We start from the raw sequence: 18,326 nt of genomic DNA, 5'->3' as shown, positions 1-18,326 counted from the left end.
TGTTTGCGTGTCAACGCTCGACGTGATATAAAGCGCACCGCAATTTAAGGGTAACTCTGTTTGGTTGCTCTATATCGCGAAAATAAACTTTAAATAACACACATACATCGACACATGTGTCGGGGTGTCCACAACGGGTTTTGCCGCTCGAATGGATCGACAGATGGGATGTATGGAGGCCTAACCCCAATTGAGGAAATTATAATGGCAAACGTATCTATGCGTGACATGCTCCAGGCGGGCGTGCACTTCGGTCACCAGACTCGTTACTGGAACCCAAAAATGAAGCCTTTCATCTTTGGCGCTCGTAACAAAGTTCATATCATCAACCTTGAAAAAACCGTTCCTTTGTTCAATGAAGCATTGAACTACATTAGTGGTGTATCTGCTAAGAAAGGTAAAGTATTGTTTGTTGGCACCAAGCGTGCAGCAAGTGATGCCGTTAAAGAAGCTGCACAGAAATGTGACCAGTTCTACGTGAACAAGCGTTGGTTGGGCGGTATGTTGACTAACTGGAAAACAGTTCGTCAGTCAATCAAACGTCTTAAAGAGCTTGAGCAGCAGTCTCAAGACGGCACGTTTGAAAAGTTGACCAAAAAAGAAGTACTTATGCTTCAACGTGAAATGACTAAGCTAGAAAGCAGCTTAGGTGGTATCAAAGACATGGGCGGTCTGCCTGACTGTTTATTTGTTGTTGATGCTGATCACGAGCACATCGCTATCACTGAAGCACGTAATCTTGGTATCCCTGTTATCTCTGTTGTTGATACTAACTCTAATCCAGACGGTGTTGATTACATTATCCCAGGTAACGACGATGCAATCCGTGCAATTCAGCTTTACTTGAACGCAGCGGCTAATGCTGTATCTCAAGGTCGTGAACAGAACCTTGAAGTTCAAGCTGAACAAGACGACTTCGTTGAAGCTGCAGAGTAATCTGTAACGCAACGTTAGGTTGCGGTTGTGTCATGGTGTTGCAAGGTTATCTGTAACAACATGACACTCAAATTCTAAAAGGGGCGGTAATTTATTACGGCCCCTATTTCATAAATTAAGAACACTATTTATTGCTGAGGAATCCAAAATGGCAGTGACAGCAGCCCTAGTTAAAGAACTTCGCGAGCGCACAGGCGCTGGTATGCTTGATTGTAAAAAAGCACTTGTTGAAACAGACGGTGACATCGAGCTAGCGATCGAAAATATGCGTAAATCTGGTCAAGCAAAAGCCGCTAAAAAAGCGGGTCGTATTGCTGCAGAAGGCGTGATCATGACTAAAGTAGCAAATGGTGTTGCTACTATGATGGAAATTAACAGTGAAACTGACTTTGTTGCTCGTGACGAAGGTTTCCTATCATTTGCTAACAAGCTTGTTGATCTTGCGTCTGCAAACAAAATCAATGATATGGATACACTGAACAACAGTGAGATTGACGGCGTTAAAGTAACCGAAGCACGTGAAACTTTAGTTGCTAAGATTGGTGAGAATATCTCTCCTCGTCGTGTTATCTCTGTTGAAGGCGAAAACTTGGGCGCTTACGTCCACGGTGGACGTATTGGTGTTATTGCTATCCTTAATGGTGGTGATGAAGAGCTTGCTAAAGATGTTGCAATGCATGTTGCTGCTGCGAGTCCTCAATTCGTTAAGCCTGAAGATGTTCCTGCTGAGGTTGTTGCAAAAGAGAAAGAAATCCAAGTTGAGATTGCTATTCAGTCTGGTAAGCCGGCTGATATTGCTGAGAAAATGGTCTCTGGCCGCATGAAGAAATTCACCGGTGAAATCAGCTTGACTGGACAGCCTTTTGTTAAAGATCCTTCTACATCAGTTGGTGACATGCTTAAGTCTAAAGGTGCCGACGTAGTTAACTTCGTGCGTTTTGAAGTTGGCGAAGGTATCGAGAAGAAAGAAGAAGATTTCGCAGCAGAAGTTGCGGCACAAATGGCGGCAGCAAAGAAATAATTGCGCCTTTCGCTTTTGCGTAAAGCCATTGTCATATAAACTATTGGCACCTCAAATTGAGGTGCCTTTTTGTATGTTAATTAAAGACTAGACTTGCTAGGGCCATAGTTCCCAAGCCGTAACCTAAAGGAAACGCCGATCAATGAGTATTGCACCCAAGTCTGCCTATCGCAGAATCCTTTTAAAATTAAGTGGCGAAGCCCTTATGGGAGAAGAAGGTTTTGGCATCGATCCCAAAGTACTTGATCGCATGGCTCAGGAAATCAAAGAACTTGTTGAAATGGGTGTACAAGTTGGGCTTGTCATCGGTGGTGGAAACTTGTTTCGCGGTGAAGGCCTTGCCAAAGCTGGTATGAATCGCGTCGTTGGCGACCATATGGGAATGCTAGCCACGGTAATGAATGGCTTGGCAATGCGAGACGCTCTGCATCGTGCCTTTGTCAATGCGCGTTTAATGTCAGCGATTCCATTGAATGGAGTCTGTGATGCGTATAACTGGACCGAAGCCATTAGTTTACTCAAATCAGGTCGTGTGGTGATTTTCTCGGCAGGAACCGGAAACCCATTTTTTACTACTGACTCGGCAGCATGTTTGCGGGGCATTGAAATAGAAGCTGATGCCGTATTAAAAGGTACAAAAGTAGACGGCGTTTTCAGTGATGATCCGGTAAAAAATCCCGATGCGGTGCTGCTAAAAAATGTCAGCTATCAAGAAGTACTGGAAAAAGAACTAAAAGTCATGGATCTGGCCGCTTTTACTCTTGCTAGAGATCATAGCTTACCGATTCGTGTCTACAATATGAATACACCTGGATGCTTACGAAGAGTTGTTCTAGGTGAAGATGAAGGCACCACAATTTCTCACCAAGCGACTAACTAACAATAAAAATTACGGAGACTGCAGTGATTGACGATATTCTTGATGACGCAAAACAACGCATGGATAAAAGCGTTACTGTGCTAAAAGGCCAGTTAAGCAAAATTAGAACAGGAAGAGCTCATCCCGCATTGCTAGACAGCATCATGGTACCTTATTACGGTACTGATACACCCCTCAAGCAATTGGCCAATATTTTTGCTGAAGATGCGCGTACATTGGCACTAACTGTGTTTGACAAAAGCGCTGCCGCAGCTGTAGAAAAAGCCATCATGCAATCTGATTTGGGCTTAAACCCAATGAGTTCTGGTACAGCGATTCGTATCCCATTGCCAGCTTTAACAGAAGAGCGTCGTAAAGATCTTATCCGTGTCGTACGAAACGAAGCGGAGCAGGGGCGAGTAAGCGTCAGAAATATTCGTCGTGACGCGAACAGCGACGTAAAAGAGTTGCTCAAAGAAAAAGAAATTGGTGAGGACGATAGCCACAAGGCAGAAGAGCAAATTCAAAAGCTCACTGATGAATTTGTCAAAGTTATTGATGCTGTGTTGCAAGATAAAGAAAAAGAGCTAATGGAAATTTAGTCTTAATTGACGATTTCCAAACAATTTTATGACACAAAATAAAATGCCAAAACATGTTGCCATCATTATGGATGGCAACGGTCGTTGGGCCAAAAAGAAAGGCAAGATTCGCACTTTTGGCCATAAAGCAGGCGTTGAATCTGTGCGTGCGGCTGTGCGTTTTGCGCGTCAAAACAATATTGAATCACTTACTCTTTTCGCTTTTAGTAGCGAAAACTGGAACAGACCTGCTGAAGAAGTGGGTGTGTTAATGGATTTATTTAATCTGGTTCTCAATAGCGAAGCTAAAAAGCTCAATAAAAATGACGTTCGTTTAAAAGTGATTGGTGATACCTCGCGCTTCGATCAGAAACTCGTCGATAAGATCAACAAAGCCGAAGAAATGACGCAGCACAATTCGTCGCTGATCCTGAATATTGCAGCAAACTACGGTGGTCGTTGGGACATTGTGAATGCAGCTAAACAAATTTCTGAAAAAGTCGCCAGCGGTGAGCTAGATAGCGCGCAAATCGACGAACACAAATTCAACCAGTTTACCTCTTTGGCTGACCAGCCAGAATTGGATCTTTTGATTCGTACGGGGGGAGAACATCGCATTAGTAATTTTTTAATGTGGCAATGCGCCTATGCTGAGTTGTACTTTACCGATACTTTGTGGCCAGATTTTGATGAGCAGGCGTTTCAATTGGCGGTTAATGATTTTGCCGACAGACAAAGAAGATTTGGTATGACTGGCGAACAGGTTGAGACCAAGTGAAGCGTATCAACATGACAGTGAGGACTAGAGAATGCTAAAGCAGAGAATTATTACTGCGCTAATTCTGGCACCACTGGCGATCCTCGCTATTTTGTTTCTTCCTTTGCTAGGTTTCGAATTATTCATTGCAGTTGTTGTTGGGCTTGGCGCCTATGAATGGGCAAACATGTCCGGGGTGTTACCTCGTGTGCAAAAAGCCATTTATGCAGGGTTCATTTTTTCAGGTTGTTTATTTTTAACCTATTGGGTACCCACTGAACTTATTTGGTTTCAGGGTGCTTTAAACGAAATTTATCAATATATTTTAGGTGTAGCAGCCATCTGGTGGGCAGTTTCGTTGTTGATGATATTGGCGTATCCGCGCTTTTCATCTTTTTGGCGAAACAGCAAAATGATCCGCAGTTTGTTTGGTGTCTTAACCTTGATCCCTACTTGGGTTGCCGTGGTATCACTTCGATCTCATATGTACGAAATCGATCCTTTTTACGGTGTCTCGTTAATCTTTTACGTGCTAGGTATTGTCTGGGCTGCGGATATCGGAGCCTTCTTCGTGGGAGTAAAGTTTGGTCGCCATAAACTTCGCCCTAACGTTTCACCAGGTAAAACCCTTGAAGGTCTCCTCGGCGGCGTGGCTGCTTCGACGGCCATTATTGCCTTTGCGGCGACGCATTATCAAGTTGATCCTACTCGTATATGGTTGCATGTGCTAATAGGTGGGTTAACCGTCGGTGTCTCAGCGCTGGGTGATTTAAATGAAAGCATGTTTAAACGCTGTGCCGGCATCAAAGACAGTGGAAAAATCCTCCCTGGTCATGGCGGAATTTTAGACCGAATAGACAGCTTAACTGCCGCGTTTCCGGTGTTTGCTTATTGCTATGTTCTCTGGATGGCATGATGCAACAATTATCAATTTTAGGCGCAACGGGCTCGATTGGGCAGAGTACTTTAGACGTGGTGAGTCGTCACCCTAACAAATTTAAGATTGTTGGACTTAGTGCGCATAAAAATATCGATATATTAGTCGCTCAGGCGAAGCAGTTTGATGCGCAATACATTGTAGTATCAGACGAATCGCTATTTACAGATGCTAAAAACAAAGTGCAACAAGCAGGTTTGACTTGCGAAGTATTGTCTGGAAATGAAGGACTGTGCCAGATTGCCTCTTTAGATAGTGTCGACAGTGTCATGGCGGCCATCGTCGGAGCGGCCGGATTATTACCAACATTGTCCGCAGTAAAAGCGGGTAAAAAAGTCATGTTAGCCAATAAAGAAGCGTTGGTGATGTGCGGCGAAATATTTGTCAATGAAGTCAATCGAAGCGGCGCACAGCTTCTGCCGATTGATAGCGAACATAATGCTATCTTTCAATGTCTCCCCGCAGATTACGAATACGGGAATATCGCAGCTTCAGGTATCGCCAAAATTCTTTTAACTGGCTCTGGCGGTCCATTTCTAACAACGCCGTTAAATCACTTCGAAAATATCACCCCAGAACAAGCCTGTGCCCACCCGAATTGGGACATGGGGCGGAAAATTTCAGTCGACTCTGCGACTATGATGAATAAGGGGTTAGAGTTTATTGAAGCTAAGTGGTTGTTTGGTGTGGCTTGTGAAGATATTGACATTGTGCTGCATCCACAAAGCATCATTCACTCGATGGTGCAATACACCGATGGCTCTGTTTTAGCACAGCTAGGTAACCCTGATATGCGCACACCGATAGCTCATTGTTTGAGCTATCCAAAGCGAATTGATTCAGGAGTATCTCATTTGGATTTTAACCGTCTCGCTGATTTCACCTTTACTAAACCCGATTTCGAACGCTATCCAAATTTACAAACGGCAATAGAAGCCTGTAAAGCCGGTCAGTATGCGACAACGGCTTTGAATGCAGCAAACGAAGTGTCGGTTGCTGCGTTTCTTGATGGGCGAATCCGCTTTACCGATATAGCTTCTATCAATCAAGCTGTTACAGATAGTGTGCCAGCGCAAAAATTAGCTGATGTCGAAGCAATACTCGCCCTTGACGCCGAAGCTCGCAGTTTGGCGCAACAATATTTACTGCGGAGTGCGAGTTGATGGGAATTATTTGGAATATTGCCTTTTTTATTATTGCTCTAGGTATTTTAGTCGCCGTGCATGAATGGGGTCACTTCTGGGTTGCTCGTCGCTGCGGTGTTAAGGTCGAGCGTTTCTCAATTGGTTTTGGCAAAAAACTTTGGGGTACGACTGACAAGTTAGGCACTGAATATGTCGTCGCAGCGATTCCTTTAGGCGGTTACGTAAAAATGCTGGATGAGCGAGTTGAGCAGGTTAGTGAGGCGGATTTACCGTTTGCGTTTAATCGGCAGCATGTCTTGAAACGAATTGCTATCGTCGCAGCTGGCCCTATGGTCAATTTTATTTTTGCCGTATTTGCTATGTGGATGCTGTTAATGATTGGGGAACAGGCAGCGAAACCCATAGTGGGCGGAGTGAAAGCCAATTCAATTGTTTCAGCCAGTGGGTTAAAGCCGGGTGACCAGATTGTGTCTTTTGAAGGCAGAGACATCCGAGATTGGCAAGGCGTTAACTATGCAATTATGCGCGCGATCGGCGACAATGAAGCGAAATTGGAGGTGTTGTCGACAAGTGGCTTAACCAGAGACATCACTTTAAATTTGCAACAGTGGAATTTGGACCCAGATAAAGAGTCGCCAATCTCGAGTTTGGGGTTAGTGCCATATCGTCCGGGCATCACCAAAAAAGTCGCATTTGTAGAAGAATCTTCTCCAGGAGACCAGGCTGGATTGCAGATTAATGACATAATTCTGGCCTTCGATGGAACTACTGTCGAAAATTGGGAACAAATAGTTGAGCTTATCAAGCAACGACCACGACAAAATGTTACTATCTTGGTCGAAAGAAGTGGCACCGAAGTTCTGCTAAACGGGGCAGTAGGTGTCAAGCCTGATGAGCAAGAAACAGGATTCTTAGGGATCATCCCTTTCCAAGAGCCCTGGCCAGCTACACACTTGTTTACGAAGAAATTCGGACCAGTTGATGCTGTGTTTGAGGGAGCGAAGGAAACTTGGCGTTTATTCACTTTAAGTTTGGATATGCTCGGTAAGTTGTTTACCGGTGATGTGTCTGTGAAAAATTTAAGTGGACCCATTTCCATCGCCCAAGGCGCCGGTATGAGCGCTAGTTTTGGAATTGTTGCGTTTTTAGGCTTTTTGGCTTTAATCAGCGTAAATTTGGGAATAATTAACCTATTGCCTTTGCCAGTGCTTGATGGCGGCCATTTACTCTATTATTTTATAGAGCTTTTAACTGGCCGACCGGTGCCTGAATCGGTACAGGAAATAGGGTTTAAAATTGGTGGCGTGATTTTGTTATTGCTAATGACTATCGCCTTTTATAACGATATCGCACGACTTTAACGTGTTCGGGCGAGTGAGCTACGCCACCGCTAGCATTGAGTGCTTAGGAAGAATATTAATAAATGAAGTTTAAACAGTTAGTTGTAGCCGGGTTATTGTTATCCAGTGCTAGCTTAGCCTTTGGTGCCAACGACGATGAGTTTGTGGTAACCGACATTCGAGTCGAAGGATTACAACGTGTAGCACTCGGTGCTGCGTTAACCTATCTCCCAATCCAAATCGGCGACCGTATAAATAGTTTCCGAACCTCGCAATTAATTCGCAGTTTGTATTCGTCAACGCACTTTGAAAATATCGAGATATTGCGTGATGGAACGGTACTCGTTGTTAAAGTTAAAGAGCGCCCAACGATCAGTAATATCATTTTCGAAGGAAATGATGATATTAAAGACGAGCAGCTTCAAGAAAGTTTAGACGGTAATAATATCCAAGTAGGGGAACCATTGGATAAAACTGTTTTGACAGGTATTGAGAACGGATTAAAAGACTTCTTTTACAGCATCGGAAAATATAACGCTGACGTAAGTGCCATCGTAACGCCTCTGCCGCGAAATCGTGTTGACCTGAAATTGCTTTTTGAAGAGGGTGATTCTGCAAAAATCCAACAAATCAATATTGTTGGTAATGAGGTGTTTTCCGATGCCGAACTTTTACTGCAAATGGAGTTAAAGTTCAATACGCCTTGGTGGGATTTCTTGTCTGAAACACGTTACCAAAAACAAACGCTTTCTGGTGACATGGAAACTCTGCGCAGTTATTACCTTGATAGAGGTTATTTGCGTTACACGGTAGATTCTACTCAGGTATCAATGACCCCTGAAAAAGACGGCATTTATATTACCTTAAATGTAACTGAAGGTGAGCAGTATACAATTTCAGAAGTGGAATTGGTGGGTGACCTTCTCGGTAATGAAGAATACATCAACGCGTTATTACCTCTCACGCCAGGTGAGCTATATAACCAAGCTGAAGTTACCTACACGGAAGAGTTTATCAGTAACTACCTTGGTCGTTTCGGTTACGCTTATCCTGAAGTCACAACCATACCTGAAATCAATGACGAAGATAAAACTGTCAAATTGACCTTATCTGTTGACCCTGGGAAACGGATTTATGTGAGACGAATCAATTTTGAAGGGAACGTGGTCACCGCAGATGACGTATTGCGTCAAAATGTTTCGCAAATGGAAGGTGCTTGGTTATCTAACAGTTTGCTGGAGTCATCTAAAAACAGCCTTTCTCGATTAACCTACATGGAAGAAGTTGACTTTGAAACCATCCGTTTGCCTGGAGAAGAAGACAAAGTTGATGTGATCTATAAAGTGAGTGAGCAACCTGCTGGTTCCTTTAACGCAGGTATTGGTTACGGCGATAGAACGAAATTGAGTCTGCAAGCAGGTATCCAACAAGATAACTTCTTGGGAACAGGTAAGAGACTTGCGTTTAATATCAGTACCGTTTCGTTCCAAAAAAGCGTGCAGATTTCTTACACAGACCCTTATTTCACCATTGATGGTATTAGCTTGGGCGGCAGTATTGCATACAGTGAATTTGATGCGGGTAGCGCCAACTTAATTCAATTCAACAGTAAGCAATACACCCTGGGAGTGAACGTAGGATATCCTATCAATGAGTTCAACCGTATCGGGTTTGGTCTTTCTTACAGTGATGTTGAATTGTCTCGTCGTAGTTCGTTTGAACAAACCGACCGTTTCTATAGCCAGTTTATTGATCCACAAAACCCTGATGCACCGATAAACTATGACAATTTCCTTGCGTCCGTGACGTGGAGCCGAAGCACGCTAAATCGTGGTATCTTTCCGACCGCAGGTTCATCACAAAGTGCTTCATTTAGCGTCACAACGCCAAACTCTGACGTAAACTATTTCAAGACAATATTCGACAGTAAGTTCTACTTCCCGTTGTCACAAAGTCAACGTTGGTCTGTGCTTGCTCGATTCAGAGCTGGTTATGGTAATGGTTATGGTGAAACTAACGGCGTAGAACAAATATTACCCTTTACACAAAACTTCACTGCCGGTGGTAGCGACACATTGCGTGGCTTCGAAAACAACACAGTTGGTCCTCGCGGCGTGCAAAGACAAGCGAGAAATATCATTGGGCCCGACGGTAGCACCATATTTCTCGGTCCAGAAGCAGACCAAGTATCAGTATCATCTCGTTCATTGGGCGGCAATGCTATGGTGCTAGGGGGGATCGAATTAATCGTTCCCACTCCGTTTGTAGGAGAAGAGTATGACAATTCCGTTCGAACTAGCTTCTTTGTCGATGCAGGTAACGTTTGGGACACTGAATTTGATTTTAACGAGTATCGCGATCTCGAGTTGAATCCCAACAGTCCAGACGCAGTTGCTGATTACAGCGATTGGACTCGCTATAGAGCTTCTGGAGGACTTTCGATACAATGGCTATCACCAATGGGACCCATGGTGTTTAGTTTCTCAAGAGCTATTCAAGAACGAGATGGAGACGACGTCGATTTCTTCTCATTTAATATCGGACAAACATTTTAAACTTAGGTTAGCATGTACGTTAATCGGAAAAACAAAAACATAGGAAGGAGTATCCCTTGAAACAGTTATTTAAAACCCTTTTTGCTACGGCCCTTATTACCAGTGCCCTGATCAGTTCGGTTGCCCAAGCACAGCAAAAAATTGGTGTCATCAATCGCGAAGCGATTGTTCAGCAAATGCCTCAAGCCATTGCCAGCCAGCAAGCATTGCAAATTGAATTTAAAGATGAAGGTGCAAAAATCGACGCTATGCGTCAACAGATGGCAGCAGATTTAGAAAAGTTGCGTAAAGACGCACCCACTATGAGTGAGGCTCAAATCCAAGCTGAACAAGCACGTTTACAAGGCGTAAATACAGAATATGAAGCGCTTGCTAAGCCGCTTCAAGAAAAGCTTCAGCAACGCAGACAAGAAGAAAACGTGAAAGTTTTAAATCTACTTAATCAAGCCATTCAAGCTGTGATTGACGAAGAGGGATTAGAGTTGGTTTTGGATCGTCAGGCGGTTGTATTTGCTACACCTGCGCACGACATCTCTGAAAAAGTATTGAAAAAAGTCAGCCAAATGAAATAAGCCTTTGGAGCCTGCATGAAGTCAATCAGTTTAAAAGAGTTAGCGGAAAAAATCGGCGCCACGCTGCATTTATCAGCTGATGACACTGAGCAAACTCAGATTGATAGTTTGAGTACGCTGGCAAATGCAGGCATTGGTCAGATTTCCTTTTTGTCCAATAGCAAGTATCGTAGCCAGCTTGCTGATACGACGGCACAAGCCGTTATTTTGCACCCCGACGAACTTTCGCATTGTCCAGGTTCTGCACTCGTACACGAAAACCCTTATGTTGGGTTTGCGTTGGCAGCCCAAGCTCTTGACAGCACACCTGATGCTGCATGCGGTATACATCCAAGTGCTGTAATAGCGGATGATGTGGAAATGGGCACTAATGTGCACTTGGGGGCAAATGCAGTGATAGAGTCCGGCGTAAAGCTGGGAGACAATGTGCAGGTTGGTGCAGGGACTTTCATTGGAAAGAATAGTGAAATTGGCCGTCACACTAAGCTGTGGGCCAATGTGACCATCTACCACAATACTGTTATTGGTGAGCGTTGCTTGGTGCAATCAGCGACGGTTATCGGAAGTGATGGTTTCGGTTACGCTAATGACAAAGGTAAGTGGATTAAAATTCCGCAACTTGGTCGAGTCGTCATCGGTGACCGCGTGGAAATTGGTGCTAGCACAACCATTGATCGTGGTGCGCTGGAAGATACTGTAATTGCAGATGGTGTAATACTTGATAACCAATTGCAGATAGCACATAACGTTAAAATCGGTGAAAACACTGCTATGGCGGCGTGTTCAGTGATTGCAGGAAGCACGACAATAGGTAGTAATTGTTCCATTGCCGGATTATGCGGTATTAATGGCCATATTGAGATCTGCGATAATGTCCACTTTACGGGTATGAGTATGGTCACAAAAAGCATTACTGAACCTGGTGTTTACTCTTCCGGGATGCCTGCCGTGCCGAACCGTGAATGGCGTAAAAACGCTGTTCAACTCCGGCAGCTTGCCTCTATCGCACAACGTGTCAAAGCATTGGAAAAATGACCGTGTCAAATAGCGTTTTAATCCTAATTTAGGCGCTGTACAAAGGAGATATACCGTTGTCCGAACAAATGAAAACTATTGAGATTGAAGAAATTCTCGAGTTATTGCCTCATCGATATCCATTTTTACTTCTCGATAGAGTGACTGATTACACCCTTGGTGAATCAATAAAAGCCTTCAAGAATATTACCTTTAACGAGCCATGTTTTACTGGGCATTTTCCTGGCAAACCCATTTTCCCAGGGGTGTTAATTCTCGAAGCTATGGCGCAAGCTGCTGGCGTATTAGGGTTTAAAACGGCGGGTAATTCAGATGAACTATACTTATACGCTGGTATAGACAGTGCGCGCTTTAAGCATCCAGTGGTACCCGGTGACAGACTGGATTTTGACGTCAAATTGATAAAAGAAAAACGCGGTATATGGAAATTCCAAGGTGTTGCCAGCGTGGATGGAAAAGAGTGTTGTAGCGCGTCGTTTATGTGTGCAATGAGGAAAATGTAACCTGTGATCCACGAAACAGCAATTATCCACCCTTCAGCCAAACTTGCGGCAGATGTTCATGTAGGCGCTTACTCTTTGATAGGGGAAGATGTTGAAATAGGCAGCGGCACCGTGATTGAGTCTCATGTGGTAATTAAAGGGCCGACGAAAATCGGTTCTAACAACCGCTTTTTCCAATTTTCTTCAATCGGCGAAGAGTGCCAGGATAAAAAATATGCTGGCGAAAATACTCGCTTAGAAATTGGGGATAACAATATTTTTAGAGAATGTGTCACCGTCCATCGTGGCACAACACAAGATCAAAGTTTGACTAAAGTTGGCTCTGGAAATTTATGCATGGCCTATGTGCATATCGCTCACGATTGCATAGTTGGTGATGACAATATTTTGGCCAATAATGCAACATTGGCCGGTCATGTTCATGTTGGCAATAGTGTCATTTTAGGCGGTCTTACCGCGGTTCACCAATTCTGTCACATTGGCTCACATTGTTTCACTGGGGGAGGAAGTATCATACTTAGAGATATTCCACCTTATGTTATGGTCAGTGGTACAGACAACACACCAGCAGGAATAAATTCTGAGGGATTACGACGCCGTGGTTTTGATAAAGACGTAATTATGCAAATAAAACGTGCTTACAAAGTGCTGTACCGAAGTGGCAATCGAGCCGAACAGGCTGTCGAGCAATTACGTGAGATGGCACAAAACACACCACAAGTCGGCATCATGGCAGACTTTGTTGCTGAATCAACTCGGGGTATCATTCGTTAACATGACACCTCTTGCTTGATACATAGCATCTATGGCAACTCCTCCATTACGAATCGGTATCGTCGCTGGTGAGGCATCTGGTGATGTGCTTGCTGCGGGCTTAATCAAAAAAATCCGCAAACGGTTTCCTGACGCCGTGTTCGAAGGCATCGCCGGACCAAACATGCTTGAACAAGGTTGCTCAACGTTGTTTGAGATGGAAGAGTTATCGGTGATGGGGCTGGTCGAGGTGTTATCAAGAATTCGTCGACTATTGCATATTCGTAAAACTATTTTGCAACATTTTAAAGACAATCCCCCTGACGTTTTTATTGGTGTAGACGCGCCAGACTTTAATCTTCCGTTAGAAAAAAAACTGAAAAAGCTTGGAATTAAGACGGTGCACTACGTCAGTCCAACGGTTTGGGCTTGGCGTGAAAATCGTATCTACGGTATTGGTGAAGCGACCAACCTTGTACTGAGTATTTTTCCTTTCGAAAAACAGGTTTACGATAAACACGGATTTCCGTGTAAATTTGTTGGCCATACAATGGCTGATGATATTCCGTTACACCCAGATAGCGATAGCGCCCGTGAAATGCTGGACGGGGTTAATATAAAACCTGGTCAAAAGGTGTTGGCTTTGTTGCCTGGCAGTCGTGCTGGTGAAGTCAATATGTTGTTAGATATCTTTATTCAAAGCGCTGCGATAGTTGCTAAAAACGTGGGCTCACTCCAAGTCGTAATTCCCGCGGTTAATGATGTGCGTAAACAGCAGATTGAACAAAAAATTGCGGCAATGGTAGAAGATGGTCTTTTGCCTGAAGAGCTTGAAATTGCAGTTTTATTGCGCCAGTCAAGGCAAGTCATGATCGCCTCTGATGCGATTTTACTCGCTTCCGGTACGGCATCACTGGAAGCCATGTTGTGCAAGCGCCCCATGGTTGTCGCTTATCGGTTAAAATGGCTGACACATCAGATGATGAAGGTGCTTTATAAAGCTAAGTACTTTGCATTACCAAATTTGCTAGCAGATGAAAAAATCGTCCCTGAATTGCTGCAACAAGATGTTAATCCAGATAAGATCGCTAGCTACTTGACGCCCATGCTTGAGGGAGAAACAAGCCAAGTGACAGACAAGTTTGTCGAATTACATCAAATGCTGCAGCAAGGCGCTGATGTACAATCAGCCAACGCAGTACTTGAGCTTATTGGAATTGCCAATGAATAAGGTTTTAGTCGCCGGTGTAGATGAAGTTGGGCGAGGTCCCTTGGTTGGCGATGTCGTGACAGCAGCGGTTATACTGCACCCAGATAGGCAAATTGTCGGATTAAACGATTCGAAAAAAATTAGCGAAAAAAAACGTGAAGTTTTGTTTGATGAAGTCATTCAGTCTGCATTGTGCTGGTCAATAGGCCGGGCGACACCGCAAGAGATAGACCAAATCAACATTTTGCATGCAACCATGTTAGCCATGAAAAGAGCCGTTGACGGACTATCGATTAAGCCGGATTTTGTTAAGGTCGATGGCAACCGATTACCCGATTGGCAATATCCCAGTGAAGCTATCGTAAAGGGGGATGGCAGCGTCGCAGAGATTTCCGCTGCATCGATACTTGCCAAAGTTACTCGAGATCGTGAAATGCTTGCCCTTGACGAGCAGTTCCCAGAATATGGGTATCGTCAGCACAAAGGTTATCCGACGCAAGCACACTTGCAAAAACTCTATGAGTTGGGACCCAATCAAGCCTATAGAATGAGTTTTAAACCCGTGCAACAAGCTTTGTCGCAACATAATGGAGCAATTCATGTCGTCTGAAGTTCAAGACACTACGTGCCAATTTGTCCATCTGCGTGTCCATAGCGATTTTTCGATGATGGATGGTTTGAATAAGGTCAAACCGATTTTAGCGCGGGTCAAAGAAATGAATATGCCTGCGGTGGCTATTACCGACCAGATGAACATGTGTGGTCTGGTCAAGTATTATGAAACTGCCCACGCGAGTGGAATAAAACCTATAATCGGTACCGACTTTTGGGTGACAAGTGAAGAGCTTGGAGAACAATTATTCCGTCTTACTTTGCTGGCAATGAACAATCAAGGCTACAAAAACATCACGCTGCTCATTTCCAAAGCGTATCAACGGGGACATCTTCAAAACCGTGCAGTGATTGACAAAGACTGGTTGGCTGAGCATCAAGAAGGTGTGCTTATTATCTCTGGTGGTTTGCATGGCGACTTGGGGATTGCGTTGACTAAAGGCAATATGCCCCTTGCACAAGACATCAGTGCGTTTTATCAGCAGCATTTTCCTGACCGTTTTTATCTAGAAGTGACTCGAACCGCACGTCCAGGTGAAAATGAGTATATTCAGCGAGCTTGTCAGTGGTCAGTCGATCATGAGTTACCCTTGGTTGCCACCAATGAAGTGTGTTTCTTGGACAAAGACCGATTTGCCGCTCACGAAATTCGCGTGTCTATCCATGACGGCTATACATTAGAAGACAAGCGACGCCCGAAACTTTACAGCGAGCAACAATATCTGCGTAGCGCAGAGGAAATGTGCGAGTTGTTTAGTGATATTCCAGAGGCATTACAAAACTCTGTGGAAATCGCAAAACGCTGTAATGTTACCGTCAAGCTGAACGAATACTTTCTGCCAAAATTTCCAACTGGTGGTATGTCCGACGCCGATTACCTGGTAAAAGTATCCTGGGAAGGTTTGGAGCGTCGTCTTGAATTTTTGTTTCCTGACGAAGAAGAGCGTAAAGAAAAACGCCCTGAATATGATGAACGTTTGGAAATCGAACTTACCGTTATCAACCAAATGGGATTCCCTGGCTACTTCTTGATCGTCATGGAGTTTATTCAATGGAGTAAAGATCACGGTATTCCTGTCGGACCGGGACGTGGTTCAGGTGCTGGGTCGTTGGTAGCTTATGCGCTAGATATCACTGATCTCGATCCACTAGAATTTGATTTGCTATTTGAACGTTTCTTGAATCCTGAACGGGTCTCGATGCCTGACTTTGATGTCGATTTTTGCATGGACAGGCGTGACGAGGTGATCGATCATGTGGCTGACATGTACGGCCGTCAGGCGGTTTCACAAATCATTACATTTGGAACAATGGCTGCTAAAGCCGTTGTGCGAGATGTTGGTCGGGTGCTTGGCCATCCTTATGGCTTTGTTGATAGGATCTCTAAGCTCATTCCATCTGATCCGGGCATGACTTTGGAAAAAGCCTTTGCCGTAGAACCTCGGCTTCCTGAGCTCTATGATCAAGATGAAGAAGTTAAAGATCTCATTGATATGGCGAGGATCCTCGAGGGTGTGACCAGAAATGCCGGCAAACATGCGGGTGGAGTGGTCATCGCCCCAACTCAAATTACCGACTTCGCACCTTTGTACTGTGACGACGAAGGTAAAAACCCGGTTACACAATTTGATAAAAACGACGTTGAAACTGCAGGACTCGTGAAATTTGACTTCCTGGGGTTACGCACACTGACCATTATTCAATGGGCAATTGACATGATTGCCGAAGGTCAGGGCAAACAAATTGATATCTCTGCCATCCCTTTGGAAGATCCGCGTAGTTTCCGAGTGCTACAAAATGCAGAGACTACCGCAGTATTCCAGTTGGAATCTCGCGGTATGAAAGACCTGATTAAACGACTTAAACCCGATTGTTTTGAAGACATTATCGCTTTGGTGGCCCTATTCAGACCAGGCCCCCTTCAATCGGGCATGGTAGATAACTTTATTGACCGAAAACATGGTCGTGAAGAAATTTCTTATCCAGATGCAGATTATCAGCACGACTGTCTCAAAGAAATCCTTGAGCCAACTTACGGTATTATTCTGTACCAAGAACAGGTGATGCAAATCGCTCAAGAAATGGCAGGATACAGTTTGGGTGGCGCCGATTTGTTGCGTCGCGCAATGGGCAAGAAAAAACCTGAAGAGATGGAAAAGCAACGTTCCGTTTTTGCTGATGGTTCCAAAAACAACAATATCGATCCCGATCTTGCAATGAAAATCTTCGATCTGGTGGAGAAATTCGCCGGGTACGGTTTTAACAAGTCTCACTCAGCAGCCTATGCGTTAGTCTCATATCAAACCTTGTGGTTGAAAGCACATTATCCAGCAGAATTCATGGCAGCGGTAATGTCTGCTGATATGGATAACACTGACAAAATTGTAACCTTGGTCGATGAATGCGAACGCATGGGCATCACCATATTGCCACCTGATTTGAATGCCGGCCAGTACAAGTTTACCGTTGATGAGCAAGGGCGAATTGTCTACGGAATAGGCGCGATAAAAGGTGTGGGTGAAGGTCCGATTGAAGCGATTATTGCTGCACGTAAGGAAAAAGAGACATTTTCCGATTTATTCGATTTTTGCGCTAAAGTTGATTTAAAAAAGGTCAACAAAAGAGTGTTAGAAAAGCTGGTCTTGTCGGGCGCCATGGATAATCTTGGACCGCATCGAGCTTGTTTGATGGCAACTTTGCCAGAAGCAATTGCTGCCGCCGATCAACACGCCAAAGCAGAATCTCATGGACAATCGGATATGTTTGGTTTGTTGACCACCGAACCTGAACAGGTTGAGCAAGCCTTTTCGAATGTGCCCCATTGGCCAGAGAAAATATGGCTGGAAGGTGAAAAAGAAACCCTTGGCCTATACTTAACCGGGCACCCGATCAATCAGTACGCTCAAGAGATAAAGAATTATAGTTCTGGGCGACTAGTAGATTTGAAGCCGACCAATAAAGATACCACCTCAACGGCGGTGGGTTTGGTGTTGGGGGTTCGTGTCATGGTAAACAAAAAAGGGCGTCGATGGGCGATCGTGACCTTGGACGATAAAAGTGCAAGAATGGATGCACGATTCTTCCCTGATATGTATGAAAAATACGAGGAACTGCTGCAACCTGACCGAATTTTGCTCATATCTGGACAGGTCAGCTTTGATGATTTCTCTGGTGGCAATACAATATCGGCCCGTGATGCCATGGACATCGTCCAAGCTCGGGAGAAAAACGTTAAATGTTTAGGTTTAGAAGTGCAATCAAACTGGTGTAACGACGCAAGTGTGTCTAAACTGCAAGCAATTTTACAGAATTATCAAGGTGGTAGTTGCCCAATTAATATGCGGGTGATTCATCCAGATGCTGAGATGACATTAGCATTTGGAGCACAATGGTACGTGACACCTGAAGATCAGTTAATTTACGAATTGCAGCAAGTGTTAACACCTGAGTGTGTACAACTGCAATTCAGTTGATGGTAGTACCGTCAAAATACTTAATTTAAAAGGTTGG

The 18,326-nt window shown here is 44.2% G+C and carries 16 protein-coding genes; all 16 read left to right on the top strand.

All coding sequences use genetic code 11. The features are described 5' to 3' along the window. The first annotated feature begins 204 nt into the window (after positions 1-204). The 16 genes from rpsB (at position 205) to dnaE (ending at position 18,289) form a co-directional block, all read left to right on the top strand. Positions 205-936, top strand: coding sequence for a 30S ribosomal protein S2 (gene rpsB, locus FM019_RS10305; protein WP_143835854.1), 732 nt, complete (start codon positions 205-207; stop codon positions 934-936). Between the two features lie 148 nt (positions 937-1,084). Beyond that, entirely contained in the window at positions 1,085-1,957 is an 873-nt protein-coding gene (gene tsf / locus FM019_RS10300; RefSeq protein WP_143835853.1) for a translation elongation factor Ts, read from the top strand. A gap of 142 nt (positions 1,958-2,099) precedes the next feature. Beyond that, positions 2,100-2,837 carry a UMP kinase gene (gene pyrH, locus FM019_RS10295; protein WP_143835852.1) on the top strand — a complete coding sequence of 246 codons (738 nt, stop codon included), beginning with the start codon at positions 2,100-2,102 and terminating at the stop codon, positions 2,835-2,837. Between the two features lie 23 nt (positions 2,838-2,860). After that, positions 2,861-3,418 (top strand): ribosome recycling factor, encoded by a 558-nt coding sequence (gene frr / locus FM019_RS10290; RefSeq protein ID WP_143835851.1) that lies wholly within the window; start codon positions 2,861-2,863, stop codon positions 3,416-3,418. Positions 3,419-3,446: 28 nt separating this feature from the next. Beyond that, on the top strand, positions 3,447-4,175 hold the full coding sequence (uppS, locus tag FM019_RS10285; RefSeq protein WP_143835850.1) for a polyprenyl diphosphate synthase: 729 nt from the start codon (positions 3,447-3,449) through the stop codon (positions 4,173-4,175). Positions 4,176-4,206: 31 nt separating this feature from the next. Beyond that, positions 4,207-5,070: a phosphatidate cytidylyltransferase gene (locus tag FM019_RS10280; RefSeq protein WP_143835849.1), complete on the top strand. Its 864-nt coding sequence runs from the start codon at positions 4,207-4,209 to the stop codon at positions 5,068-5,070. Then, positions 5,070-6,254 carry a 1-deoxy-D-xylulose-5-phosphate reductoisomerase gene (ispC, locus tag FM019_RS10275; RefSeq protein WP_143835848.1) on the top strand — a complete coding sequence of 395 codons (1,185 nt, stop codon included), beginning with the start codon at positions 5,070-5,072 and terminating at the stop codon, positions 6,252-6,254. The genes FM019_RS10280 and ispC overlap by 1 nt, the downstream gene beginning before the upstream one ends. Continuing rightward, entirely contained in the window at positions 6,251-7,597 is a 1,347-nt protein-coding gene (rseP, locus tag FM019_RS10270; protein ID WP_143835847.1) for a sigma E protease regulator RseP, read from the top strand. The genes ispC and rseP overlap by 4 nt, the downstream gene beginning before the upstream one ends. Positions 7,598-7,659: 62 nt before the next feature. Continuing rightward, on the top strand, positions 7,660-10,131 hold the full coding sequence (gene bamA / locus FM019_RS10265) for an outer membrane protein assembly factor BamA (RefSeq protein ID WP_143835846.1): 2,472 nt from the start codon (positions 7,660-7,662) through the stop codon (positions 10,129-10,131). 56 nt (positions 10,132-10,187) lie between these two features. After that, positions 10,188-10,703 carry an OmpH family outer membrane protein gene (locus tag FM019_RS10260; protein WP_143835845.1) on the top strand — a complete coding sequence of 172 codons (516 nt, stop codon included), beginning with the start codon at positions 10,188-10,190 and terminating at the stop codon, positions 10,701-10,703. A 15-nt stretch (positions 10,704-10,718) separates the two neighbouring features. After that, positions 10,719-11,738, top strand: a complete 1,020-nt coding sequence (gene lpxD / locus FM019_RS10255) for a UDP-3-O-(3-hydroxymyristoyl)glucosamine N-acyltransferase (protein ID WP_143835844.1) — start codon at positions 10,719-10,721, stop codon at positions 11,736-11,738. 68 nt (positions 11,739-11,806) lie between these two features. Further along, positions 11,807-12,241, top strand: a complete 435-nt coding sequence (fabZ, locus tag FM019_RS10250; RefSeq protein WP_143836140.1) for a 3-hydroxyacyl-ACP dehydratase FabZ — start codon at positions 11,807-11,809, stop codon at positions 12,239-12,241. 3 nt (positions 12,242-12,244) lie between these two features. Next, complete coding sequence (gene lpxA, locus FM019_RS10245; RefSeq protein ID WP_143835843.1) at positions 12,245-13,015, top strand: acyl-ACP--UDP-N-acetylglucosamine O-acyltransferase; 771 nt, start codon at positions 12,245-12,247, stop codon at positions 13,013-13,015. 31 nt (positions 13,016-13,046) lie between these two features. Continuing rightward, positions 13,047-14,225, top strand: a complete 1,179-nt coding sequence (gene lpxB / locus FM019_RS10240) for a lipid-A-disaccharide synthase (RefSeq protein WP_143835842.1) — start codon at positions 13,047-13,049, stop codon at positions 14,223-14,225. Beyond that, a complete protein-coding gene (gene rnhB, locus FM019_RS10235) occupies positions 14,218-14,814 on the top strand; it encodes a ribonuclease HII (RefSeq protein ID WP_143835841.1) in 597 nt (198 codons plus the stop codon). Before lpxB ends, rnhB begins: the two co-directional genes overlap by 8 nt. Next, the gene (dnaE, locus tag FM019_RS10230) at positions 14,804-18,289 is read left to right on the top strand and encodes a DNA polymerase III subunit alpha (protein WP_143835840.1); all 3,486 of its coding nucleotides are present in this window, start codon (positions 14,804-14,806) and stop codon (positions 18,287-18,289) included. Before rnhB ends, dnaE begins: the two co-directional genes overlap by 11 nt. The last annotated feature ends 37 nt before the right edge of the window (positions 18,290-18,326 follow it).

This window comes from Aliiglaciecola sp. M165 (assembly GCF_007197995.1).
Taxonomy (GTDB): Bacteria; Pseudomonadota; Gammaproteobacteria; order Enterobacterales; family Alteromonadaceae; genus Aliiglaciecola.
Note: the sequence above shows the minus strand (reverse complement) of the source record. Positions and strands in the feature narration are given on the sequence as shown.